This is a genomic window from Collinsella aerofaciens (genome assembly GCF_964243765.1).
GTDB classification, from domain to species: domain Bacteria; phylum Actinomycetota; class Coriobacteriia; order Coriobacteriales; family Coriobacteriaceae; genus Collinsella; species Collinsella aerofaciens_BU.
On the sequence record NZ_CAXTGI010000002.1, the window covers coordinates 1 to 22,297 of the forward strand.

Sequence of the window (22,297 nt, forward strand, 5' to 3'; positions counted from 1 at the left end):
AAGGCCTGGCGTTAGCATGTCGCGATTCAATCTCGAAAACAGCATTGCCCAGTTGACAAAACTATAGGAACACCCCCTGTTTGTTGAGCTGCCGATTTTTGTGCTGGGCGGTCTGGTCTTGCTAGAACCGCGCGACCTGGTGCGTGAGCAGACCTGTCGGAACTTGCGGCGCGGCGCCGCTGACCTGCGCGGCGGGGAAGAGCACGGCAACGGTAAAGTTGAACGGCTCCTTGCCGGTGTACGTTCCGGCGGCACGGGCCTCATCGGCCAGCAGCTGCGACGCCCCGGTCAGAGCGGCGGCGTAGGCGGGGTCGTCGGTCAGTGCCGGCTCCGGTGCTTGGTCGAGCATAGCGCGGATGGCCCCGACGGCGTCCTCGCGCTTGACCTCCCACACGTGGTGCGTAATGCCCGCAGGATCGGTGACGGCGTAGAGCGAGGCGCCCTCTTTGGCAGCGCCCAGGATGATATCCATGACGGGCGAGGCCTCGTAGGCGAGCGACACGGGGCGCGGCTGCACCTTGAGCTCGGCGATCGCGCGCGCGGCGGCGGCCACGTCGGCGCTGGCATCGCCCTTGTCGCCCGCAAGTACACTCGTCGGGCAGATCGCCACGACACCCGTCACACGTCCCGGCTCGCCCGAGCATTCGTACACGTAATACGCCGCACCCGGGTCCTTGAGCATCAGACCATCGGCAATGGATCCACGCAGAGCATCGTTGCCGCTCAGGATGCTGCCCATTGCGGGCAGCGCCTCGAGCACGCGGTCCTGAGCCGGGCGGATGCAGGGAAACGGAAGTGCTTTCATGGGCGGTCCTAACGCACGAGTCGGTTTGTTCGCGGCTTATTATGCCCCAACTTGGCTGCTCGCGTCCCAGAGCACGTTATCGGCGAGCGCGATTAGCACCTGCTGACAACGAACGATATCGGCGTGGGGCGCATATTCGTTGGGCTTGTGCGCGAGCGCGAGCGACCCGGGACCGTAGCTCATGCAATTGCGGTTACCTGTCTTGCCGGCAATGACGGCGGTGTCGGTGTAGCCGGTAAAGAAGCCGACGGTCGTGTCCGCGTCCGTCACGCCATCGGCGGCGCGCTTGAGTGCAGCTAGAAGGGGAGAGTTCGGGTCGCGCTCGATGGCGGGGCGGTCGCCCGTCACGGTGTAGCTGCCATGGCAACCGGGAACGGCGGCTTCGGCGACGGCGATGGCATGCTCGACCATATTGATTGCGGCGGCCGTATCGGTCGGCGGGGTCAGGCGCATGTCGACCCAGACTTTGGCGCGGTCGGGTACGACGTAGGGGCGATATCCGCCCTCGATTTGGCCAAACGTGATGGTCGAAGGCCCCAGCTCATCGTGCGCGGGCAGCGCCGCAAACGCGCGACGAAGCGAACACACGACCTCGGCTATGGCGGCGACGGCGTCGGCGCCCTTCCAAGGCTGGCTTGCATGAGCCGTGACGCCGGCCATCTCGATCTCGAACCACGTACGCCCCTTGTGCGCCACCTGGATCTGTCCGTCGGTGGGTTCGGTGTCCAGCACCCATTCGCGCGAGCCGACCCAGCCAGCATCGATCGCGGCCTCTGAGCCGCGCATGAAGTCTTCCTCGTCGACCGAGCAGATGAGCGAAAAGCCGCGGCGTGGCAGCGCGCCATCCGCCGCCACGCGCTCGAGCGTATGGACCAGTGCGGCAATGGCGCAGGCCAGGCCACCCTTCATATCGCAGGCACCGCGGCCATAGAGTTTATCGTCGCGCACAACCGCCCCAAGCGGTGCGATGTCTGCGTCCCAGCCATCGCCCAAGGTGACGGTATCCATGTGGCAGATATAGATCAGCCGCGGCTCGTCGCTTTGGCCCAGCACGGTGACTTTAAGGTTGCGGCGCCCGGGCAGCACCTCGAGTTCCTCAACCTGCACGGCATCGAGTACCGGATGGCTCAGCTGCGCCAACCGTTCCTCAACCAACGCTTTGATATAGCGTTCAATCTCGCCCTCATACGCACCTGGGTCGGAACTGTCGATCCGCACGAGCCCTTGCGTAAGCCGCCAGGCAAAATCTGTATCAACCATAGGCACCTCACAGATAGTTAGGTCAACATACAGATTGTATGCCAAGAAGCGGCTCGGCGCATTTAATGGAGCGCTCACAAAAACGGGGGCGCCTCTCGTGCGAAAGGCACCCCCGCGGGCATTCAATGTCAGTGACGGGCAGGCCACATGGGGAGCTGCCCGTCAGGTCAGTCGGCGCTACTTGATCACGCGCACGCGATACATCGACGGAATCTGCTTGAGCGCCTCGATGGTGCTGCTGTCCAGGTGCTCATCGGTGTCGAACATGGTGTAGGCGTTCTCGCCGGCGGACTCGTTGGTCATACGCTGCACGTTGGCGTTGTCTTTGGCCAGGATTGCCGTGATCTGGCCGATCATGTTGGGCACGTTGGCGTGCAGGCAGGCGATGCGGCTTGCGGCGCGCGCCTTGCCCATGCTGCAGGCAGGATAGTTGACGCTGTGCGCGATATTGCCGTTCTCCAGGTAATCCTTGAGCTCGCTGATGGCCATGTCGGCGCAGTTGGCCTCGGCTTCGCCGGTGCCGGCGCCCGAGTGCGTGGTGATAAACGTATTGGGCATCTTGACCGTCTTGGGCGTGGCGAAGTCGCAGCTAAACCAGCTGAGCTTGCCCTCGCGCAGGGCAGCGTCGACGGCATCCTCGTCAATGATGGTTTCGCGCGCGTAGTTGATGAGCACGGCGTCGGGTGCCAGCAGGTTAATCTGCTCGGTGCTGATCATGCCGATGGTGTCTGCCTTGCTGGGCACGTGCACGGTGAGGTAGTCGCAGCCGCGGCATAGATCCTCGAGCGTGCCCACGCGCTGCACCTCGCGGCTCAGCACCCACGCGTGCTCGACGGAAATGAACGGGTCGTAGCCGTAGACATCCATGCCCAGGTCGACGCAGGCGTTGGCGACCTTGGAGCCTACGTTGCCCAGACCGATGACGCCGATGCGCTTGCCTTTAAGCTCGCGGCCCACAAAGGCCTTCTTGGCCTTTTCGGCATCGACCTGAATCTCGGGGTCGTCGGCGTTGTCGCGCACCCAGTTCATCGACTGTACTACGCCGCGGCTCGAGAGCACCAGCATGCCCAGGACGAGCTCCTTGACGGCATTGCTATTGGCGCCAGGGGAGTTAAAGACGACGACGCCCTTCTTGGCGTACTCCTCGACGGGGATGTTGTTGACGCCGGCGCCGCAGCGGGCGATGGCGCGGATGCCCTCGGGCAGCTCGTAGCCGTGCAGGTCGGTCGAGCGCATCAGGATCGCGTCGGCCTCCTCGGCGGTGCTTACAAATTCGTAGCCTTCGCCAAACTCGACTTTGCCGTCTTTGGTGATGTTGTCGATGGTCTTAATCTTGCGCATGAAAAACTCCTTAGCTGGTTTGTTTAAAACAAGTGGTTTGAAGTGGCTGATCGGCCCGCGTGCTGCGGGCTAGTTAGATCGCTGGCTCAAACCGTGCTGCGCTTCGAAGTCCTTCATGTACGTGGCCAGTGCCTGCACGTCTTCCATGGTTACGGCGTTGTAGACGCTGGCGCGCATGCCGCCCACCAGGCGATGACCCTTGACGTTTTGAATCTGGTGCTCGGCCGCACCTGCGACAAAGGCCGCGTCGAGCTCGGCGTCGTCGGTGCGGAAGGTGACGTTGGCGATGGAGCGGCTGTCGGCCTGTGTGGTGCCATGGAACAGCATGCTGTGCTCGAGCAGGTTGTAGAGCAGGTTGGCCTTGGCCCAGTTGCGCTCGGCCATGGCGGCAAGTCCGCCGGTCTCCTCGACCCACCGGAACACCTTGCCGCACACGTAGATGCCAAAGGTGTTGGGCGTGTTGAGCATGGAGCCCTTGGCGGCCTGGGCCTTAAGGTCCATGTACTGCGGCGTCTGCGCAAAGGCGGGGCCGTCGGCGATGAGGTCGTCGCGCACGATAACCACGGTCACGCCCGCGGCGCCGGCGTTTTTCTGCGCGCCGGCGTAGATGAGCCCGTAGCGCTCAACATCGAGCGGCTGCGACAAAAAGCAGCTCGAGACATCTGCGACCAGCGGTACGTCGCCGCAAGCGGGCAGCTCGTGGTACATGGTGCCAAAGATGGTGTTGTTCTGGCAGATGTAAACGTAGTCGAGCCCGTCGCTCGCGGCCTCGGCGGCAATGCGAGCGTTGATGTCGGCCATGTCGGGGATGCGGTCGAAGTTGGTGTCCTCGGAGCTCGCGAGCAGCACGGCCTCGCCGTACTTGTCGGCTTCTTTGTATGCCTTGTTGGCAAAGTTGCCGGTCACGATGTAGCCGGCGCGGCCGCGGCGCATGAGGTTCATGGGGATGCCCGCAAACTGCAGCGTGGCGCCGCCCTGCAAAAACAGGACGCGGTAGTTGTTGGGGATGCTCAGCAGGCGACGCAGGGTTACCTCGGCGTCGTCGATGATCTGTTGGTACATGCTAGATCGATGGCTCATCTCGAGCACGGACATGCCGCAACCGCGGTAGTCCATCATCTCGTCGGCGATCTCGGCGAGCACGCTTGTAGGCAGTGCGGCCGGGCCAGCTGAGAAGTTGTGCACACGTGCCATCTTCTAGTTCCCCCTCGTAGTCGTTTGAACGTTCGGGATACTTTAGCACAGTGCAGCGTCAGGCGCGACCGCATCACAGCAAAACCCGAGCGCGCCGCTATGATTTACAGGATGGTTACATGGGGGAGGGGTGCTTTACTCCTCAGGCAAATCCAAATCTGCGAGCGAAGGCATGAGGCTTTCTAGGCGCTTGATCTCTTCGTCGCAAATTAGCTACCTCCTGCCCGCTACGACGCGAGCGTGGCGATGACGGCTTCGTCGCCGGCGTATATTAGGGTGTTGCCGTCGGGGATGATCGTTTGGCCGTCGCGCTTGAGCATCACCACGATAAAGGGGTGCTTGCCCTGCGGCACATCGCGAAGACGCTGGCCGGCCAGGCGACCGTGGGGGGTTACGGTGACCTCGCGCAGCGTAACCTCGGCACGCTCTTCGAACGTTGGGGCGGCCATCACCAGCAGATCGCCTTCCTGGATCACGGTATCGCCGTTGGGCAGCACCGGGTGCGCCCCGTCGCGCAGCACCAGGACCACGAGCATGTCCGTCGCGCTGCCAATATCGGCGAGCGAGCGCTCGGCAAACGGATGGCCAGCACCCACCTTGAGCTTTACAAATGACATGCCGTCTTCGTCGCGATAGTCGTTAAAGGTGCGGCGCACGTCGCCGGTCGCATCGATCATATCGAGCTTCTTCGCCACCGCTGGCAGCAGCGAGCCCTGCACCACAATGCTCGACACGGCAATCACAAACACCAGGTCAAATAGGTCGTGTCCGCCGGGAACGCCGGCCACCACGGCAAAGAGGCTAAACACGACCGAAGCTGCTCCGCGCAGGCCCGCCCAGCTTACGAGCGCGACCTGGCGGGGGTTCGTCTTAAAGGGCGCCAGGAGCACGCCGACGGCGATGGGACGGCTCACGTAGAGCATAAACGCCATGAGCGCCAGGCCCGGCAGCAGCATCTGCGGCAGGCGTGCGGGCGTGACGAGCAGGCCGAGCAAGAAGAAGATCGTCATCTCGGCCATCTCGGTGAGGGTGTCAAAGAAGTGCGCCATCTCGACCTTGCCGGTGATGTCGCTCGCACCCAGCACAATGCCGGCCAGGTATACGGCCAAAAAGCCGTTGCCGCCCAGATAGCTTGGTAGCGCGTAGGCGACGATCGCCACGGCGAACAAGAAGATGGTCTGCGCGCCCTCGGCCGTTGCGTGTGCGCGTTCAATCAGACGGCCCGCCGCCCAGCCGATGGCAAGGCCCAGGCCCGCGCCCAGGATAATCTGCTTGGCCAGCAGTGCGGGAATGTTGATGTCGCCGCCGGCCGCGAGTGTGGCGAGCACGGCGGTGAGCATGTAGGCGACGGGGTCGTTGGAGCCCGATTCGACCTCGAGCAGCGAGTCGGTGCCGCCCTTCAGCGACAGGCTGTGCTCGCGCAGAACGCTAAAGACGCTGGCCGCGTCGGTGGATGCCACGACTGATCCCAGCAGCAGGCCGCCGATCCAGTCGAAGCCCAGCACGAAGTGGGCGAACACGCCGGTGATGCCTGCGGTGATGACGACGCCGAGCGTGCTCAGCAGCACCGCGGGCACGGCGACGGGCTTGGCGCGGTCGATGTTGGTGTTAAAGCCGCCGTAGAACATGATGAACAGCAGCGCCGTGCTGCAGACGGTTTCGGTGAGCGCGTAGTCGCTAAAGTCGATATGCGCCGGGCCGTTGACGCCCAACAGCATGCCGAGCGCGATAAAGATGAGCAGGGTGGGGAAGGGGAGTTTTTTGCCGACGGGTTTGATGGTCAGGCACAAAATGATGACGAGGCCGATAAAGAGAAGGATCTGGTTCATAGATGGTGTCCGCTCCTGGGTGGTTGGCGTGGCACGGTCAGTTGCCTGCGGTTATTTGTACCCAAAGATGGTGGGTTTATGGGGTTGGATTGCGGGCGTGCGCGATATCGTCATAGACGGCTGCCGTCTTTGCCTCTGCTCGGAAACCCTTTCCAGCTATATTGCAACGGAGTACAATGGGTAACGTTTAAGTTCAACTTGAAGTTTTAGTCGCGGCACCGGGCTTCGGCCGCAATGCAAGGAGAGGCGTACCATGGCGATCTATGTGACATCTGACGCTCACGGGCACGTGCGTGCGCTTGACGAGGCCCTGTCTAAGATCTCGTTGACGTCCGACGACACACTGTACGTGCTGGGCGACATGATCGATCGCGGGCCCGATCCGGTCGGTGTTATTAAGCTCGTGCGCTCGCTGCCCAACGCCCGCGTGCTCAAGGGCAATCACGAGCAGATCATGCTCGATGCCATCATTGGCCAGGATCCGCTCGATGCCGAGACCTGGGATATCAACGGTGGCTGGACGACGCGCGAGCAGCTCAACGACATGGAATTTGAGGCATACGAGGAGCTCGTGCGATGGATGGCCGCGCTGCCGCTCTACGCGGTGGTCGAGACTGCCGAGCGGCCGTACCTGCTGGTGCACGCCGGCATTCAGACCGAGGCGGCGCGTGCGTTTTTGCTTGAGCATGGTGTCGATTGCGGCGACGGCAGGGGAGCGGTCGATGCCGATCGCGAGCTGCTGCAGCAAATGCTCGCCGTACAGTCGTCCGATGACTTGCTCTGGATTCGCCATGGCTATTGGGATGCCCCGACGGGGCTGCTTTCTGCCGAGGGCAAGGGTTCGGTCGTGGTGAGTGGCCACACGCCAACGGTGTCGCTCGGGCGTTATTGCGAGGTCGGTGGTCTTGCGGGGCTCGATGAGGAATCGGGACGCGGGCAGATCGTGCGCTTGGGCGGCGAGGACACTGCCGGTGTGCCCGATCGCATCGACATCGACTGCGCCGCCGCCACCGGCTCCGAGTTCGGCCGCGTGGGCATCCTGCGCCTGGACGACGGGGCGGAGTTCTACGCGAACATCAACCCGGGCGAATAATCGGTGCAAGTGGTAGCTAATTTGGGACGGGACTTTTTTGACTACTTTTGCCCTTCTGCCCGCTAATTGACTTCTCTCGGACGGGGATTAAATAATCATTTGGCTACCCGCTGGCTAAGTGAGTAGACTTTTTTGGAAATGCCGAGCACCCAACATATTTGCCTCAATAAAACCGCAGGTCACAGACTAGTGCTCTGTCGGTGTGGTCGGGGATTCGGTAAAAATCTACTCACTTAGTTTTACGTGATGCATATTGTCTTCAACGAGACCCCAGCCGGGGCGATTCCATCGCAAATTCCGGTGACCGGGGCAGCTAATTAGGCGCCGTACGGATTCCGGTCCCTCTCTATGCGTTGGCGGATGCGGCGGTACTCGATAATCAGCAGCACCAGGAGTAGGGCCATGATGGCTAGGTAGCTCACCACAGCGCCCATCAGACCCAGCAGCTTAATCAGGATCACCGGCAGCACCACGCTTACGGCGAAGCAGATCAGGTAGATCTTGGTGACGTCGCCAGCGTGGCGCAATACCGTGATGATGGCGTAGATAAAATCGATGGCCGCGGTGACGCCGCCGGCGACGACCATCAGCAGCGCCAGCGTACGGTAGCGCTCAAAGCTGAGACTGTACATAAAGCTCATGAGGGGAATACCGGGACCTGCCATAAATGCGGCGCACACGCCGGTGATGACCACGATCAGCGCCATAACGGCAACAATAATCAGGTCAAAGCGACGACGCTTGCGAGGATTAGCCCAAATGCTCGACAAGCGCAGGAGCTGCGGTTTATAGACAAATCCAATGCTCAACAGAATAGCCTGAGCTGGAAAGAACAGGGCATTAAAGTACAGCTGATACTTGTAGGCCAGCGTGCCTTCCATCACGAACTTGGGCATGCTCTCGATAAGGTTGAACAGGAACAGCGCGCCAAAAAGCGGGGCGCACTGGATAAACAGGTGACCGACCTCGCGCAGGCTCACGCGGCGCGATTTTTCGGTTTCGAGCAGGGCGAGCGGCGCGGTGACCAGCACGAGCGAGGCGATCGCGGCGATGCCCATGGCCATGGCGGCGATGGGCATGCTGCGCGTGAGGAACAGTGCCACGCTAAAGACCGCGATGACGCCGACGGATCGTAGCGTTTGGCTCATGCCGGCCAGGTAGAGTTTGTCGGCCTGCTGCAGGCGGCCCTCGTACACGTCGGCAATGCCGTCGATCACCTTATACAGGTAGACGCCCAGGCCGATCGTGGCCATCTGCGCATCGTAGCCGCGGGCGCTGCTGTATACCAGGCCGCATGCCAGCGCGAGCGCTCCGCAGAGCCAGCGGTTGAGCTGGTAGGAGGCAAAGGAGGTTTTTTCGTCGATGTCCGAGACCTGAAAGTTGCGCACGCCGTAGTTGCACGCGATCATGATGAGCGTGCCGGTGACAAAGGCGATGGAGAACTAACCAGCTTCCTCGGCGCCCACGAGCTGTGTGGACACGATGGTGAGCAACGGAAACGCCATGCCCCACACGGCGGTGCCCAGGGTATTCCAAAGGTAGTCGCGACGGGTGGCGTGATCTTCGTACTCGGCTTCTTGCGTGGAGAAGCCGCCGCCGTAGACGGCTCCGAGCAGGCGGTTCCACCAGGCATTGACCATGCGGTGGATTGGGCCGGGTTGGCGATCGCGCTCACGGCGACGGCGTGTGGCCTGGCTGCTGTCGGGACCGCCGGCGTTACGCTGGCTTAGCTCTTGGATTCGTGCGAGCTCCTCGGCGGTGTGCGATGCGGGGAACAGGCCGTTCTCGATGCGTCCGCCCTGTCCGTGCGCCCCGCCCGATACGGTGGGGTCGGTGACGCCGCTGCGGCGGGCGATGGTGCGGCGGATGCTATCGAGGGGCGTGATGCTCAAGACGATTCCTTTCTATTGCTGTGCTCTAGTATAGCCGCGGTGGTATCGACTCGTGTTTTTGACCAGGTTGTTCATTGATTTCGGCGGCGCCATTCAGTAGTCGGCACTTGAGGACGTTCCTTATGTGCCGGCACTTTGGGAACGTCCCTAAGTGCCGGGATCTGGGGACATTCCTTGGTTGTTGCCTGTTCAAGAGTGTCCCCAACGATTAGTCGTTTAAAAACGTCCCCAATGACTAGGCCGCTTGCCTGCGATTTTTGACCGTTGGGCGGGCGCTTCGCCGTTGCCGCAAAAACGTTTTTGCATATCGGGTACAACGGGCTTTACGTGAGTAAAGTGCGCGCCTCGTCCACGTGTCGCGCTTTTAAAGGAGGCCCCATGCCAGGTATTACCCCTGCAGAAGTTCTGTCCAACTTTGGCATTACGCTGGTCGAAGATCCTGCCGAGAACCAGCCCCGCCTGCTGGTCGACCTGCCGGCAGCCGAGCTCGTCGAGCACGCCATCCGTCGCAACGAAGGTCGTATGGCCTCCAACGGCGCGCTGGTGATCGAGACGGGGGAGCGCACTGGCCGCTCGCCTAATGACCGCTTTATCGTTGACACCCCCGACGTGCACGACAAGATTGCCTGGGGTGCCGTCAACCGCCCGCTGTCTGTCGAGAGCTACGAGGCCATCAAGGCCGGCATCGTCGACTATCTCAACGAGCGCGACGTGTTCGTCACTCGCGGTATGGCCGGTGCCGACCGCAACCACACGCGCCGCCTGCTCGTCGCCTGTGAGCGTGCCAGCCAGGCACTCTTTATTAAGCAGATGCTCGCCCGCGAAATCGCACGCACCGGTGAGCCCGACTTCTGTGTGCTCGCCGCTCCCGGCTACCAGTGCGATCCCACCATTAAGGGGCTCAACTCCAGCGCCGCCGTGGTCATCAACTTCCAGGAACGCGTGATTCTGGTCGCCGGCACCGGCTACTCCGGTGAGATCAAAAAGTCGATCTTTAGCGTCATGAACTACCTGCTGCCCGTCGAGGACGACGTGCTGCCCATGCACTGCTCGGCCAGCATGGATCCCGTCACGCACGAGACCGCCGTGTTCTTTGGCCTGTCCGGCACCGGCAAGACCACGCTTTCGGCCAACCCCACGCGCCTACTGATCGGCGACGACGAGCACGGTTGGTCCGACATGGGCATCTTCAACATCGAGGGTGGCTGCTACGCCAAATGCGAGGGCCTGGACGCGTTCCACGAGCCTGAGATCTTCAACGCCGTCCGCTTTGGCGCGATCTGCGAAAACGTGGTGCTCGACGAGAACCGCAAGCCCAACTACGACGACATCTCGATCACGCACAACACGCGCGTGGCATACCCTGTGGAGCACATTCCCAACGCGTGGACCAAGGGCATGGGCACCACTCCAAGCGTCGTGCTCTTCCTGACCTGCGATGCCTTTGGCGTGTTGCCGCCCATCTCACGCCTGACGGCCGATGCCGCCATGTACCACTTCGTGACGGGCTTTACGGCCAAGATCCCCGGCACCGAGGTCGGCGTCACCGAGCCCACGCCCACGTTCTCTTCGCTGTTTGGCGAGCCGTTTATGCCGCTCGACCCCATGGTCTATGCCAAGATGCTCGGTGAGCGCATCGCCGACGGCCGCACGCGTGTGTACCTGGTCAACACCGGCTGGATTGGCGGCGGCTACGGCGTGGGCCATCGCATCGAGCTTGCCTACACGCGCGCCCTGGTGGCCCGCGCCCTCGACGGTACCATCGAGGACAGCGAGTTCGTCCACGATGATATCTTTAACGTCGACATTCCCACCACGTGCCACGGCGTGCCCGACGGCATCCTGGTGCCGCGCCAGTACTGGCAGAGCACCGCGCGCTACGACGAGGCGGCGCACAACTTGGCCGTGATGTTCGAGGAGAACTTCGAGAAGAAGTACTCGCACCTGCCCGAGTCCGTGAAGGCCGCCGGTCCGCACGCTCAGGTGCACGCCGACGCCCGTCATCGCGGCCGCGGCCTGCTGGGACTTCGCCACTAGCGTCGCCTCAGACCCAAAACCACCATAAAGGGGACAGGCACCTTTGTGGTGGTTTTACTCGCGCGGATGACTCGGGTTACAATACGCCTAACATATCGCTCCCTTCTCCGGATGGGGGCAGCGTAAGCGCTCTTGTGGCGGCACCGTAGGACTTTGAAGGTGGCCGTCGTAAGGGCGCTTTTTGTTTAGGCACCCTCGCTCGGGCGCGCACGATGAAGGGAGAGCGCATGAAGAGCTTTATTGCCGAGGATTCGTTTTGGGAGCTATTTCCGCAGGCGGCTGTCGGTGTTGTGGTCGTAAAGGGCATGAAGCCCGCGGCTCAGATTCCTCAAGAGGACGTGGACGCGATTGCGGCGTTGCTCGACCGCGCCAATATCGACGCGGAGCGTCATCTGACCAGCGATACTATCAGCGAGAACACACCGGTCAAGGCATGGCGCGAGGCTTATCGGCTGTTCAAGACCAAAAAGGGCGCGCGTTGCTCAATTGAGAACCTGCTCAAGCGCGTGCTCAAGGGCAAACCGGTGGGCCACATTACGCCCGCGGTGGACATCTACAACACGGTGTCGCTGACCTACGCGCTGCCCGTTGGCGGCGAGGACCTGCATACGATTGAGGGGGATCTTCGCTTGAAGGTGACTGACGGCGGCGATGCGTTCCTGCCACTTGGCGAGGAAATAGATGACCCGACGCTGCCCGGCGAGCTCGCCTACATCGATGATGCGGGCGCCGTATGCCGCTGCTGGAACTGGCGCGATGGCGTTCGCACGGCGCTGTCCGACGATTCGGCCGATGCATTCCTGGCGATTGAGTGCGTGGAGCCCGAGCGGATGGGGGATTGCCAGGCTGCCGTTGATCGTCTCGCCGAGTTGCTCGAGCGCTATCTGGGAGCGACGGTTGTCGTTAAGACGCTTGTGACCCGCGACAATCCCTGCGTGGAACTGTAGCGACGCCTGCGGATCATGTTCGCCGGTCAAAACCACTACAAAGGTGCCTGTCCCCTTTGTGGTGGTTTTTATGTTGATGGGTTAACAAATGGGATATTTGGGTATGGGTGTTGCCTTGTGCGGCTAAGATGTTTACCCGTTAGCATCATGTAAGCGAAAGGCGGTCGTCTCCCATGCAGCAGAACGACGAGACACGTTTCGAGGACTTTGTCGGACTGATCAGCGGGCTCTACAAGGAGATCCAGCGCATTAAGACATCCGAGGGCGCTAGGCTGGGCCTCAAGGGCTCCGACGTTATGTGCCTGTACTATCTTGAGCGCAGCAAGGACGGCCTGACTGGCGCTGACCTGGCTCGCATGGCAGGCGTGACCCGTGCCGCCGTCTCGCGCACGCTCGCGCATCTGGAGGAGGGCGGCTACGTCGAGGTCGACGACTCGGGTGATGCGGCCGTTAAGTATCGTGCCCCGGTGCGCCTGACCGCTCTGGGCGGCGAGAGCATGAGCGAGGCGGACCGCATCATTCGCGAGGTGCTCGACACCACCGGTAAGGCTATGGGTGTGGAGCAGCGCGAGCAGATGTATGCGTCGCTGCGTACGATTCTCAACACCCTGCGTGAGATCTAAGGCCGCCAAGGCATTTGCTTCCCATTAAAAACTGCATAGTCCCGTTTGAGCGCGTATGCCGTGCCGGGGCATTGCTGTCAAAATTCCCCGCGCGGGACCTGCGCAAGAAAGGATTCGTTATGTCCGTCCGCATTATTACCGATTCCGCAAGCGATATGTCGCCGGCGGAGCACCCCGCTCTGCGTGTTCTGCCGCTGTCCGTCACCTTTGGCACCGATGTGTATATGGATGGCGTCGACATCGATCACCAGCGCTTTTACGAGATGCTTGTGGAGCGCGATGAGCTGCCCAAGACCGGTCAGGTCAACCCGTACGCCTTTTCGCAGGCGATTGCCGAAGCGCGTGAGGTCGGCGATGAGGCCGTGATTATTACCGTGGGCGCCAAGCTCTCGGGCACCAACCAGAGTGCTCGTACGGCACTTGCCGAGGCGCCGGGCGGCGACATGTTCGTCGTGGACAGCAATAACGTTACCCTGGGTGAGCGCGTGCTGGTCGAGTATGCCCTGCGCCTAGTGGACGAGGGCCAGGGCGCGGCCCAGATCGCGGCGGCTGTCGAGGCCGTCCGTGACCGCGTGGTGGTTATTGGTCTGCTCGAGACGCTGGAGTACCTGGTGCGCGGCGGTCGCCTGTCTGCTGCTGCCGGTGCCGTGGGTACGCTGCTCAACGTAAAGCCTGTTGTGGCTGCCGAGGACGGCCTGATCGTGCAGCTGGGCAAGGCGCGCGGTTCCAAGAACGGACGTAACCTGCTCAACCAGAAGGTCGAAAAGGCAGGCGGCATCGACTTTTCCATGCCGCTGGCGCTCGGTTATACGGGCCTTTCGGATGCGGTGCTCAAGAAGTATATCGAGGACAGCGCGGCACTGTGGGCTGGCCACACCGAGGGCGAACTGCCCGTTCACACCATCGGTGCCACCATCGGCACCCATGTAGGCCCCGGCGCCGTAGCCGTGGCCTTCTTCCAGCCCGTTAACTAGCCCACCTGCCAAAACCACCACAAAGGGGACAGGCGCCTTTGTGGTGGTTTATGCTATTCCGGGTGGAAAGGAGCGAGCAATGGCGTCTGAGGGCTTTTTTGAGCGGGTGTACGAGGTGGTCGAGCAGATTCCCGAGGGGATGGTCGCCACGTATGGTCAGGTGGCGCTGCTTGCTGGACGTCCACGAAGTGCGCGGTATGTGGGGTATGCCCTGCATGGCAATCCACGCCCCGGCGAGATTCCCTGTCACCGCGTGGTGTTTGCCGATGGCCGCATATGCGATGGTTTTGCTTTTGGCGGTCCCGATGCTCAACGTGAGCTTTTGCTAGGGGAGGGTGTGGCGTTTAAGGACGACATGCACGTCGACTTGGCCGCCTGTCGCTGGCCTGCAGGGCTCTAGCGGCTCTGCCGTGGCTTAAACCACCACAAAGGTGCCTATCCCCTTTGTGGTGGTTTTGGCAGGTTTACCGAGGTTAACTTATGGAGAAGGTATGGCGGCGCGGTTTGTCGCAGCAAAGTAAACCACGGTGAACTATATTGTTTTCAGCAACGGAGCAGGCAATAGGCGATGAAAAAGCCTGCCCTGTTGAGTTTGATTCGCATTCCTCCCCTCTGTGCGATTCAACGGTGTACTTCGGGAACAGGCCCGCTGGCAACTATCTGCCAGCGGGCCTGTTCCTGTTTCGGTGAGGATTCAGCCTCACCGTCTATGTTGTGCGAAGGCGCTTTGCCTAGTACACCATGCCCATGGCGTCCTGAACCTCGGCAAGGGTCTGCTCGGCGATCTCATTGGCGCGACGGTTGCCCTCGTGCAGCACGTCCTTCACGTAATCCAGATCGTTCTCATAGCGCTGGCGACGCTCGCGGATCGGCGCGAAGTACTCGTTGACGGCCTCGGTCACGTACTTCTTGAGCTGGCCGGAGCCGCCCATGCCAATCTCCTCGGCAATCTCGACTTCGGAACGGCCGGTGCAGATGGCGGCCGTCGAAAGCAGACCGGACACGCCGGGGCGGTTCTCGGGATCGAACGTGATCATGCGCTCGGAGTCGGTCTGGCTCTTCTTGATGCGCTTGGCCGTCTCCTCGGCGGTCATCGAGATGTTGATGGCGTTACCGTAGCTCTTGCTCATCTTGCGACCGTCCAGGCCCGGCAGCAGCGGGGTCTCGGACAGCAGTGCGTCGACCTCGGGGAACACCTTGCCGTAGCGGTTGTTAAAGCGGCGGGCGATGGTGCGGGTGAGCTCGATGTGCGGCAGCTGGTCGCGACCGACGGGCACCACATTGCCCTTGCAGAACAGGATGTCGCAGGCCTGGTGCACCGGGTAGGTGAGCAGAAGGCCGGTGAGCTCGTGGCCCGAGGCCTCCATCTCGGCCTTGACCGTGGGGTTGCGCGCCAGCTCGGCCTCGGAGACCAGCGACAGGAACGGCAGCATGAGCTGGTTGGCGGCGGGCACGGCGGAGTGCGCGTAGATCATGGTCTTGTCGGGGTCGATGCCGCAGGCAAGGTAGTCCATGACCATGTTGTACACGTTGTCCTGGATGTGCTCGGTCGTGTCGCGGTCGGTGATGACCTGGTAGTCGGCGATGAGTACGTTGGTCTTGGCACCCATGTTCTGCAGCTCCACGCGGCCCTTGAGGGTGCCGAAGTAGTGACCCAGGTGCAGGCGGCCGGTGGGGCGGTCGCCGGTAAGCATGGTGAACTTCTCGGGCGTCTTGGCCAGGCCCTCGCGAATGGCGTTGCTCTTTTGCAGCGCGACTTCGTAGCTGTTCTCGTTTGGCATGATTGCTCCTAACGTATGTTCATGGGTCAAGATGATAACGCGTTTATTGGAGGGGCGGGGCGTAAGTAGGCGAGGGGCGGGAGAGCGGCGGCATGTGCGATGGGCGCGGCGTGGCTGCGCGTTTGGCCGGCGGCGTCTGGACGCATCCTCGGCAGCTTACCCTAGCGCCTGTGGTGGCGCTCCTCCTTGCGTTCTTCTGCCGCCTGCTCCTCCTGCTTAAAGGCGGGATCGTCGGGGGTGACGAGCTCGTCCTCGTGCGTGCGCTTGTTGTAATGGTGGCGCAGCACGGGCTCAAACAGGTGCAGGTGCTTGGCAAAGGCCGCCGAGCCAATGGCGAGTACGGTAAAGATGAGCACGCGCATGGGCACCTCGACCTGGTTAATCGCGGCGGCGCCGGCCGAAAGCATGATGCACCAGGCGTAGATGAGGAGCACTGCCTGCTTTTGGTTGTAGCCCTCTTGGATCAGGCGGTGGTGGATGTGGCCCTTGTCGGCCTGCCCGATACTAATGTGGGCGCGCTTGCGGCGCACAATGGCGCTAAACGTGTCGATGATGGGCACGCCGGCAACGATGAGCGGAATGATAAGCGAGGTGAGTGCGGCGGTGCGGCTCACGTTGAGCAGCGAGATGGAGCCCAGCGCAAAGCCCAGAAGCAGCGACCCCGAGTCGCCCAAGAAGATGCTTGCGGGGTTGAAGTTGTAGCGCAAAAAGGCCAGACAGGCGCCAAAGAGCGCAATGGAGAGCGCGGCGGCGTCGATGCGGCCCGAGAGAACGGCCATCGAAAACATGGTGAACGACGCGATGCCGCAGATGCCCGTGGCCAAGCCGTCGAGGCCGTCGATGAGGTTAATGATGTTAGTGAATGCCACCAGATAGATCACGGTGATGGGGTAGGCGAGCCATCCGAGCATGATCTCGCCGGGAGCAAACGGGTTGACGATGACGCCGATTTTTAGGCCGCCCATGCAGGCGATAAGCGCGGCGAGGACCTGTCCGGCCAGCTTTTGCTTGGGCGTGAGCTGGAAGACGTCGTCGATAGCGCCGGTCGCAAAGATGACGGTAAAGGAGAGCGCCAGCATGGGATAGCTAATGTGAAGGCGCGGGTGCGGCACCAGGACGGGTGGCCAGCCTAGGTACCAGGTGCCTAGGATTTGCACAATGCAGGCAACGACCAGGCCCAAATACACCGCCGTTCCGCCCAAACGCGGGATGGGCTTGGTGTTGATGCGGCGCTTAGAAGGATAGTCGACGGCATCGAGCTTAATTGCCAAGCGCTTGACCAGGGGCACCGCGAGGAAGGTCGTGATAAAAGCCGCCGCTGCCACGCATAGGTACGGTATGTAGCTCGGGGATGAAGCCATGAATCTAAAAACCGCCAAGCGTCGAAGGAAAAGGTCAAAGGTTGCTACGCGGAAATGGCATAGCTGTCCCATGATACTCGACCGAGGGGGGTGCGGAGGTTTGCACCGTGCGATTATCACGCGCATACCAGATATTGGAATGTTGTCGATGGCTTGTCGGGATGCCGGCGGGGATCCATATGGACTGTATGGTGATTTTCGGCAAAAGAAAACCACCCCCCACGTTACGAAAATGAACCCACCTAAAACAGGTGGGTGCCCTCATCGACTGTTCCAGCGTCCTTAACAACGAAGGATACCTGTACTAAGTACGACTGTGTGGGCTCCCTAAATAAACGCGACGGTTCACCCAGTTGCTCCGCGGGGGGCGGAATACCTACATCATAAAGCGGCACTTTGTTGATTCCAGTCTTGACATTACAAAAATCGTGTCGGACGATTACGGCGCCTTGGGCTTGGAGCCGTCTGTGCGGTCCGGGCCTTTACGTTTGAGCTGCTGAATCGTTGTTTTGGAGCATGTTTTTATGCCGACGTCGTTGACCGAACTTTTTTCGCCTGCCTGCCATTTGTGTCCGCGCCGTTGCGGTGCGGCGCGCGATGAGGGCGCGCATGGCGTGTGCGGCGCCGACGACACGCTTAAGGTCGCCCGCGCGGCGCTCCATATGTGGGAGGAGCCGCCCATCTCGGGTGAGGCCGGCTCGGGCACGATCTTCTTTAGCGGCTGTTCGCTCAAATGCGTCTACTGCCAAAACCACGAGATCTCGACGGGTAATTTCGGTCTTGAGATTTCGCCCGAGCGCCTGGTCGAGATTATGCTGGAGTTACAGGACCAGGGCGCCAACAACATCAACCTGGTGACTGCGACGCATTATGCTCACCTGCTGCCGGCCGCGATTGCCGCAGCGCGGGAGCGCGGGCTGGACATCCCGATCGTCTACAACACGAGCGGCTATGAGCGGGCGAGTGCCGTTGCTGCCCTGGGTGACCTGGTTGATGTGTGGCTCACCGACTTTAAATATGCTGATGCCGAGCTTGCTCAGTCACTTTCTCATATTAAGGATTACCCGCGCGTGGCCGTGTCGGGTCTGGCACAGATGGCGCGCGAGGTCGAGCGCCGCGGGGGAGAGCTGGTGGACGACGAGGGGCTCATGAAGCGCGGCATCATCGTGCGTCACCTAGTGCTGCCGGGACATGCGGACGATTCGTGCCGCGTGCTGGACCTGGTGTGGCAGACGGTGGGCGACGTGCCGATTTCGGTCATGAACCAGTATACGCCCAATGCGCTCATGCGCGAGCAAGGCGGCGAGTTGGCACGCGCCGTGACGCGCGAGGAGTACGAGCAGGTGCTCGATCATGCCGACGACCTGGGCTTTACGACGATGTTCTGGCAAGAAGGCGGCGCGGTAGACGAGAGCTTCACCCCGGCGTTCGACACCACCGGCGTCCTCACCAGCGCAAAGTAGTGCGTTTACCGATGATTTTTCTGGGACGGGGGATAAATAATCATCGGGTGGCTCGGGTGTTCGAAAAGTAGTCAAAACAGCCCCGTCCCAAAAAGACTGGGTATTGGGCGTTGACAGTTGGCGAGCCGTAGGTAAAATATCAACTTGTCCTGGGGACGTAGCTCAGTTGGGAGAGCGCTGCCGTCGCATGGCAGAGGCCGAGGGTTCGACTCCCTTCGTCTCCACCCTTGGATTTGATAAGCCGCTGACATTGTGTCGGCGGCTTTTTTTAAAAAGAAAGGGCTGCACCATGGCCGAGCTTGAGTCCCAACCACTGTCTGCCGAGGAGCGCGCCGAGTTGGAAGAGCTCCGCGCCGAGAAGGCTCGTCGCGAGGCCCAGGAAGAGGCACGCCGCGAGCGTGAGGAGCTGGCCGCCCTGCGTGCCGAGCGCGAGAAGGCCGAGGAGGCTGCTGCGAAGGTTGCATCCGAGCCTGCGCCCGCGCCCAAGCCTGCGCCTGCGCCCAAGCCCGCCGCCGCGAAGTCCGCGCCCACCGCACCCAAACCTCAGCCTAAAAAGGCCGCTCGTCCCAAGTCCGTCGAGCCCAAACCGAGCCGTGACGAGATGACCTTTGCCCAGCGCATGGTCACCTCCAAGGAGCCTACGGGCGAGAATGAGATCCCCGGCATGGCTCCGGCTCAAAAAATCATCATCGTGCTCGCCCTCATCGCGTTTATCGTCTTTATGGTCTACACGATCACGGGCAGCATGGGCCTGCACTAACCTGTTCGCGCCGGGCTCCATGCCCGCACGTCCGCCTCGCCCAACCCTCAACCTCTGCACAACACATCCGAAAGGTCGCCCCATGGCTTTGACCGACATCTCGCATCCCACCGACATTGCAATGCTCACCGATCTGTACGAACTCACTATGGCCCAGGGCCTGTGGGAGAGCGGCAAGGCCAATGAACAGGGTTGTTTTACGGCTTTTTACCGTGACCATCCCTTTGGCAGCGCGTATGCCGTCATGTGCGGCACTGCCGAGCTGCCCGAGCTTGTCGAGAACCTGCGCTTTACGCCCGAGGACATCGACTATCTAGCTTCGCTCCAGGCTCCGGCCGGCGGCGCGATGTTTAAGCCTGCATTCCTCGACTACCTGCGCAACTTTCGTGCACACGTGAACATTGACGCCGTGCCCGAGGGCGAGCTCGTCTTTCCGCGCGAGCCCATGGTGCGCGTCACCGGCCCGTCGCTGGAGTGCCAGCTGCTCGAGACCGCGCTGCTCAACATCGTCGGCTTCCAGACGCTTGTCGCCACCAAGACGGCGCGCGTGGTGTTGGCGGCCGACGGTCGTCCCGTGGCCGAGTTTGGCCTGCGCCGTGCCCAGGGTCCCGATGGCGGCCTGGCCGTCGCGCGCGCGAGCTACGTTGCCGGCTGTTCCTCTACGTCTAATGTGCTCGCCGGTCGCCGCTACGGTATTCCCGTCTTTGGCACGCATGCGCACAGCTGGGTGATGAGCTTCGATTCCGAGCTCGAGGCCTTCCGCGCATTTGCCAAGTCGAGCCCCAAGAACTGCACGCTGCTCATTGACACCTACGATGTACGCGAGGGCTGCGAGCATGCCATTACGGTTGCCAAGGAGATGGAGGCGGTGGGCGAGCGCCTGTCGGCCATTCGCATCGACTCGGGCGACCTGGCTAAGTTGTCCAAGTATGTCCGCGGCCGTTTTGACGCCGAGGGCCTGCCCTATGTGGGGATTTCGGTCTCCAACGACCTTGACGAGTACACAATCCAGTCGCTGCTCGACCAGGGCGCGCCCATCGATAGCTTTGGCGTGGGCACCAAGCTCGCGACCTGCTACGATCAGCCTGCGCTGGGCGGCGTGTACAAGCTTTCGGCCCGTCGTGCGAGCGACGCGGAGTCGTGGACGCCGGTGGTGAAGCTTTCCGAGCAGCCCTACAAGCGCACGATCCCCGGCGTGCAGCGCGTGCGCCGCTATTACGACGGCTTTGGCGGCCCGGTCTGCGACATGATCTATGACGAGGACCATCTGGCAGGGGAGGGCGCCGCGCGCGGCAATACCCTTGTGGCCGTGAACGATGCCGCCTTGGTGACCGATGTGTCCGAGCTCGAGTATCGCGAGCTGCTGGTGCCGATCGTGCGCGACGGCAGCGCGGTTGCTCCGCGTGAGGGCATCGAGGACGCGCGCGGCCGCTGCGCCTGGGCGCTCGATCATCTGGACGCTGCCTACAAGCGCTTTCTGTATCCGCAGACCTACGTGGTGGGCATGGAGCAGGGCCTGGCCCAGGTGCGCGACGAGCTCGTACGCAAGAACATGGCCGCGGCTTCGGCCTTCCCCTGGGCAAAATGATCCGAAGGGGACGGAGGAAAACGGATCATTTTCGTCCGTCCCGCACCAGGCGCCCCGGCTGCTCCAGTTCGCCCGCCCGCTCGACATTCGATTGGTTTGACGTATGACGACTTCTCATAAAACGATGGTGGTAAAGATCGGCTCGTCCACGGTGGTGGGTGCCGACGGTAAGGTCAACCGCGCGTTTATCGGTGGCCTGGCCGATCAGGCCGCGGCCCTGCGCAAGCTCGGCTGGCGCTTGGTCGTGGTGAGCTCCGGCGCCATTGCCTGCGGTTATCCCGTGCTGGGCTTCGACCGCAAACCGGTCGGCGATCTGCCGAGCCTGCAGGCATGCGCTTCGGCCGGCCAGTGCATCATCTCGTCGGCCTACGACGAGGAGTTCCATGCGCGTGACCTGCTTACCTCGCTCGTGCTGCTCACGCGCCACGACACGGCGCGCCGTACGTCCTACCTGCACGCGCGCGACGCTTTGCTGCGCCTGGTGGAGCTGGGCGTGGTGCCGGTCGTCAACGAAAACGACACCGTTACCGTCGACGAGATCAAGTTCGGCGACAACGACACGCTGGCGGCGCTCGTGAGCTGCCTGGTCTCCGCCGACCTATGCGTGACGCTGTCCGACATCGACGGCCTCTACACCGCCAATCCGCATGAGGATCCGACGGCCGAGTTTATCCCGGTCGTGCGCAAAATCGATGCCAAGATCATTGCCTCTGCGGGCGATTCTTCGACCTCGGTGGGTACGGGAGGCATGATCACCAAGATCCGCGCGAGCCGCATTTTGATGACGGCCGGCATTCAGAGCGTGATTTGCTCGGGCGAGGAGCCCGATGCGCTCGTGCGCCTGGCCCGTGGCGAGAGCGTGGGAACCCTGTTCGATCCGCCGGCGGAGCGCCTGGACATTGCGCCGCGCAAGCTGTGGATCGCGCTGGGTGACAAGGCTCATGGCTCGGTAACGGTTGACGACGGTGCCGCGAAGGCGCTGGTCAGTCACGGTTCGTCCTTGCTCGCGGTGGGTATTCGCCAGGTCGATGGCGAGTTTGCCGAGGGCGATGTGCTCGATGTGTGCGACCCGAGCGGTATGGTTGTCGCCCGCGGTATCGCCGAGGCCGATTCGGACGTGCTGGAGCTTGCTGCCGGCCGCCGCCAGGATCAGATTGCCAGCAACCGCCTGCTGGCAGACCTGGCCGAGAAGCCCGCGATTCACAGGGACAACTTGATTGTGTTTGCTTAACCAATTGACGCTGCAAACGCCCCTAAGCGGCAATCTGACGTTCAATCGTCGGGCATGACCAAAAGGTCAATGCCCTCCTCTTTCACGTCACCTTGCTCGCTTAGGGGCGTTTTCGCTT

General features: G+C 61.9%; 19 protein-coding genes and 1 tRNA gene. 11 read left to right on the forward strand and 9 right to left on the reverse strand.

Annotation, left to right across the window (positions count from 1 at the left end; genetic code table 11):
- Positions 1-121 precede the first annotated feature (121 nt).
- From ACESSC_RS01520 to ACESSC_RS01540, 5 genes are all read right to left on the reverse strand, one after another.
- Entirely contained in the window at positions 122-805 is a 684-nt protein-coding gene (locus ACESSC_RS01520) for a DUF1015 family protein (RefSeq protein WP_373160960.1), read from the reverse strand.
- Positions 806-844: 39 nt separating this feature from the next.
- On the reverse strand, positions 845-2,065 hold the full coding sequence (locus tag ACESSC_RS01525; RefSeq protein ID WP_373160961.1) for a M20 family metallopeptidase: 1,221 nt from the start codon (positions 2,063-2,065) through the stop codon (positions 845-847).
- Between the two features lie 177 nt (positions 2,066-2,242).
- Positions 2,243-3,406 carry a phosphoglycerate dehydrogenase gene (locus ACESSC_RS01530; protein WP_373160962.1) on the reverse strand — a complete coding sequence of 388 codons (1,164 nt, stop codon included), beginning with the start codon at positions 3,404-3,406 and terminating at the stop codon, positions 2,243-2,245.
- Between the two features lie 69 nt (positions 3,407-3,475).
- A complete protein-coding gene (serC, locus tag ACESSC_RS01535; RefSeq protein WP_373160963.1) occupies positions 3,476-4,600 on the reverse strand; it encodes a 3-phosphoserine/phosphohydroxythreonine transaminase in 1,125 nt (374 codons plus the stop codon).
- 227 nt (positions 4,601-4,827) lie between these two features.
- Complete coding sequence (locus tag ACESSC_RS01540; protein ID WP_117770200.1) at positions 4,828-6,429, reverse strand: potassium/proton antiporter; 1,602 nt, start codon at positions 6,427-6,429, stop codon at positions 4,828-4,830.
- Positions 6,430-6,682: 253 nt separating this feature from the next.
- Here ACESSC_RS01540 and ACESSC_RS01545 point away from each other — a divergent pair, with 253 nt between their 5' ends.
- Entirely contained in the window at positions 6,683-7,522 is an 840-nt protein-coding gene (locus ACESSC_RS01545; RefSeq protein ID WP_346982389.1) for a metallophosphoesterase family protein, read from the forward strand.
- A gap of 317 nt (positions 7,523-7,839) precedes the next feature.
- Here ACESSC_RS01545 and ACESSC_RS01550 read toward each other — a convergent pair whose 3' ends face one another.
- Both ACESSC_RS01550 and ACESSC_RS01555 read right to left on the reverse strand, forming a co-directional pair.
- On the reverse strand, positions 7,840-8,931 hold the full coding sequence (locus ACESSC_RS01550; RefSeq protein ID WP_373160964.1) for a lipopolysaccharide biosynthesis protein: 1,092 nt from the start codon (positions 8,929-8,931) through the stop codon (positions 7,840-7,842).
- 33 nt (positions 8,932-8,964) lie between these two features.
- Positions 8,965-9,414 (reverse strand): hypothetical protein, encoded by a 450-nt coding sequence (locus tag ACESSC_RS01555; protein ID WP_373160965.1) that lies wholly within the window; start codon positions 9,412-9,414, stop codon positions 8,965-8,967.
- Positions 9,415-9,792: 378 nt separating this feature from the next.
- On the opposite strand from ACESSC_RS01555, the gene pckA reads away from it, so the two are divergent.
- From pckA to ACESSC_RS01580, 5 genes are all read left to right on the forward strand, one after another.
- Positions 9,793-11,451 (forward strand): phosphoenolpyruvate carboxykinase (ATP), encoded by a 1,659-nt coding sequence (pckA, locus tag ACESSC_RS01560; RefSeq protein WP_373160966.1) that lies wholly within the window; start codon positions 9,793-9,795, stop codon positions 11,449-11,451.
- A gap of 227 nt (positions 11,452-11,678) precedes the next feature.
- The gene (locus tag ACESSC_RS01565) at positions 11,679-12,398 is read left to right on the forward strand and encodes a B3/B4 domain-containing protein (protein ID WP_373160967.1); all 720 of its coding nucleotides are present in this window, start codon (positions 11,679-11,681) and stop codon (positions 12,396-12,398) included.
- A 173-nt stretch (positions 12,399-12,571) separates the two neighbouring features.
- Entirely contained in the window at positions 12,572-13,021 is a 450-nt protein-coding gene (locus tag ACESSC_RS01570) for a MarR family winged helix-turn-helix transcriptional regulator (protein WP_022093866.1), read from the forward strand.
- A 119-nt stretch (positions 13,022-13,140) separates the two neighbouring features.
- The gene (locus ACESSC_RS01575; protein WP_373160968.1) at positions 13,141-13,995 is read left to right on the forward strand and encodes a DegV family protein; all 855 of its coding nucleotides are present in this window, start codon (positions 13,141-13,143) and stop codon (positions 13,993-13,995) included.
- Between the two features lie 79 nt (positions 13,996-14,074).
- Positions 14,075-14,395, forward strand: a complete 321-nt coding sequence (locus ACESSC_RS01580) for an MGMT family protein (protein WP_089572047.1) — start codon at positions 14,075-14,077, stop codon at positions 14,393-14,395.
- 331 nt (positions 14,396-14,726) lie between these two features.
- Here the strand turns inward: ACESSC_RS01580 and trpS are convergent, their stop codons facing one another.
- Together trpS and ACESSC_RS01590 are read right to left on the reverse strand one after the other, a co-directional pair.
- The gene (gene trpS, locus ACESSC_RS01585; protein ID WP_089572045.1) at positions 14,727-15,776 is read right to left on the reverse strand and encodes a tryptophan--tRNA ligase; all 1,050 of its coding nucleotides are present in this window, start codon (positions 15,774-15,776) and stop codon (positions 14,727-14,729) included.
- 161 nt (positions 15,777-15,937) lie between these two features.
- Positions 15,938-17,137 (reverse strand): MraY family glycosyltransferase, encoded by a 1,200-nt coding sequence (locus ACESSC_RS01590; RefSeq protein WP_373160969.1) that lies wholly within the window; start codon positions 17,135-17,137, stop codon positions 15,938-15,940.
- A gap of 524 nt (positions 17,138-17,661) precedes the next feature.
- Between ACESSC_RS01590 and ACESSC_RS01595 the strand changes: the two genes are divergently transcribed.
- From ACESSC_RS01595 to proB, 5 genes are all read left to right on the forward strand, one after another.
- Positions 17,662-18,600 (forward strand): radical SAM protein, encoded by a 939-nt coding sequence (locus ACESSC_RS01595; RefSeq protein WP_217751038.1) that lies wholly within the window; start codon positions 17,662-17,664, stop codon positions 18,598-18,600.
- Between the two features lie 151 nt (positions 18,601-18,751).
- Positions 18,752-18,824: transfer RNA gene (locus ACESSC_RS01600), tRNA-Ala, on the forward strand.
- A 65-nt stretch (positions 18,825-18,889) separates the two neighbouring features.
- Positions 18,890-19,360: a hypothetical protein gene (locus ACESSC_RS01605; RefSeq protein ID WP_373160970.1), complete on the forward strand. Its 471-nt coding sequence runs from the start codon at positions 18,890-18,892 to the stop codon at positions 19,358-19,360.
- Positions 19,361-19,442: 82 nt separating this feature from the next.
- Positions 19,443-20,948, forward strand: coding sequence for a nicotinate phosphoribosyltransferase (locus ACESSC_RS01610; protein ID WP_373160971.1), 1,506 nt, complete (start codon positions 19,443-19,445; stop codon positions 20,946-20,948).
- A gap of 103 nt (positions 20,949-21,051) precedes the next feature.
- Positions 21,052-22,179: a glutamate 5-kinase gene (gene proB / locus ACESSC_RS01615; protein ID WP_373160972.1), complete on the forward strand. Its 1,128-nt coding sequence runs from the start codon at positions 21,052-21,054 to the stop codon at positions 22,177-22,179.
- The last annotated feature ends 118 nt before the right edge of the window (positions 22,180-22,297 follow it).

What these genes read in the sequence shown, in the direction of transcription:
- ACESSC_RS01520 (WP_373160960.1), bottom strand. Translation starts at nt 805, where the DNA reads ATGAAAGCACTTCCGTTTCCCTGCATCCGCCCGGCTCAGGACCGCGTG.
- ACESSC_RS01525 (WP_373160961.1), bottom strand. Translation starts at nt 2,065, where the DNA reads ATGGTTGATACAGATTTTGCCTGGCGGCTTACGCAAGGGCTCGTGCGG.
- ACESSC_RS01530 (WP_373160962.1), bottom strand. Translation starts at nt 3,406, where the DNA reads ATGCGCAAGATTAAGACCATCGACAACATCACCAAAGACGGCAAAGTC.
- serC (WP_373160963.1), bottom strand. Translation starts at nt 4,600, where the DNA reads ATGGCACGTGTGCACAACTTCTCAGCTGGCCCGGCCGCACTGCCTACA.
- ACESSC_RS01540 (WP_117770200.1), bottom strand. Translation starts at nt 6,429, where the DNA reads ATGAACCAGATCCTTCTCTTTATCGGCCTCGTCATCATTTTGTGCCTG.
- ACESSC_RS01545 (WP_346982389.1), top strand. Translation starts at nt 6,683, where the DNA reads ATGGCGATCTATGTGACATCTGACGCTCACGGGCACGTGCGTGCGCTT.
- ACESSC_RS01550 (WP_373160964.1), bottom strand. Translation starts at nt 8,931, where the DNA reads ATGATCGCGTGCAACTACGGCGTGCGCAACTTTCAGGTCTCGGACATC.
- pckA (WP_373160966.1), top strand. Translation starts at nt 9,793, where the DNA reads ATGCCAGGTATTACCCCTGCAGAAGTTCTGTCCAACTTTGGCATTACG.
- ACESSC_RS01565 (WP_373160967.1), top strand. Translation starts at nt 11,679, where the DNA reads ATGAAGAGCTTTATTGCCGAGGATTCGTTTTGGGAGCTATTTCCGCAG.
- ACESSC_RS01570 (WP_022093866.1), top strand. Translation starts at nt 12,572, where the DNA reads ATGCAGCAGAACGACGAGACACGTTTCGAGGACTTTGTCGGACTGATC.
- ACESSC_RS01575 (WP_373160968.1), top strand. Translation starts at nt 13,141, where the DNA reads ATGTCCGTCCGCATTATTACCGATTCCGCAAGCGATATGTCGCCGGCG.
- ACESSC_RS01580 (WP_089572047.1), top strand. Translation starts at nt 14,075, where the DNA reads ATGGCGTCTGAGGGCTTTTTTGAGCGGGTGTACGAGGTGGTCGAGCAG.
- trpS (WP_089572045.1), bottom strand. Translation starts at nt 15,776, where the DNA reads ATGCCAAACGAGAACAGCTACGAAGTCGCGCTGCAAAAGAGCAACGCC.
- ACESSC_RS01590 (WP_373160969.1), bottom strand. Translation starts at nt 17,137, where the DNA reads ATGGCTTCATCCCCGAGCTACATACCGTACCTATGCGTGGCAGCGGCG.
- ACESSC_RS01595 (WP_217751038.1), top strand. Translation starts at nt 17,662, where the DNA reads ATGCCGACGTCGTTGACCGAACTTTTTTCGCCTGCCTGCCATTTGTGT.
- ACESSC_RS01605 (WP_373160970.1), top strand. Translation starts at nt 18,890, where the DNA reads ATGGCCGAGCTTGAGTCCCAACCACTGTCTGCCGAGGAGCGCGCCGAG.
- ACESSC_RS01610 (WP_373160971.1), top strand. Translation starts at nt 19,443, where the DNA reads ATGGCTTTGACCGACATCTCGCATCCCACCGACATTGCAATGCTCACC.
- proB (WP_373160972.1), top strand. Translation starts at nt 21,052, where the DNA reads ATGACGACTTCTCATAAAACGATGGTGGTAAAGATCGGCTCGTCCACG.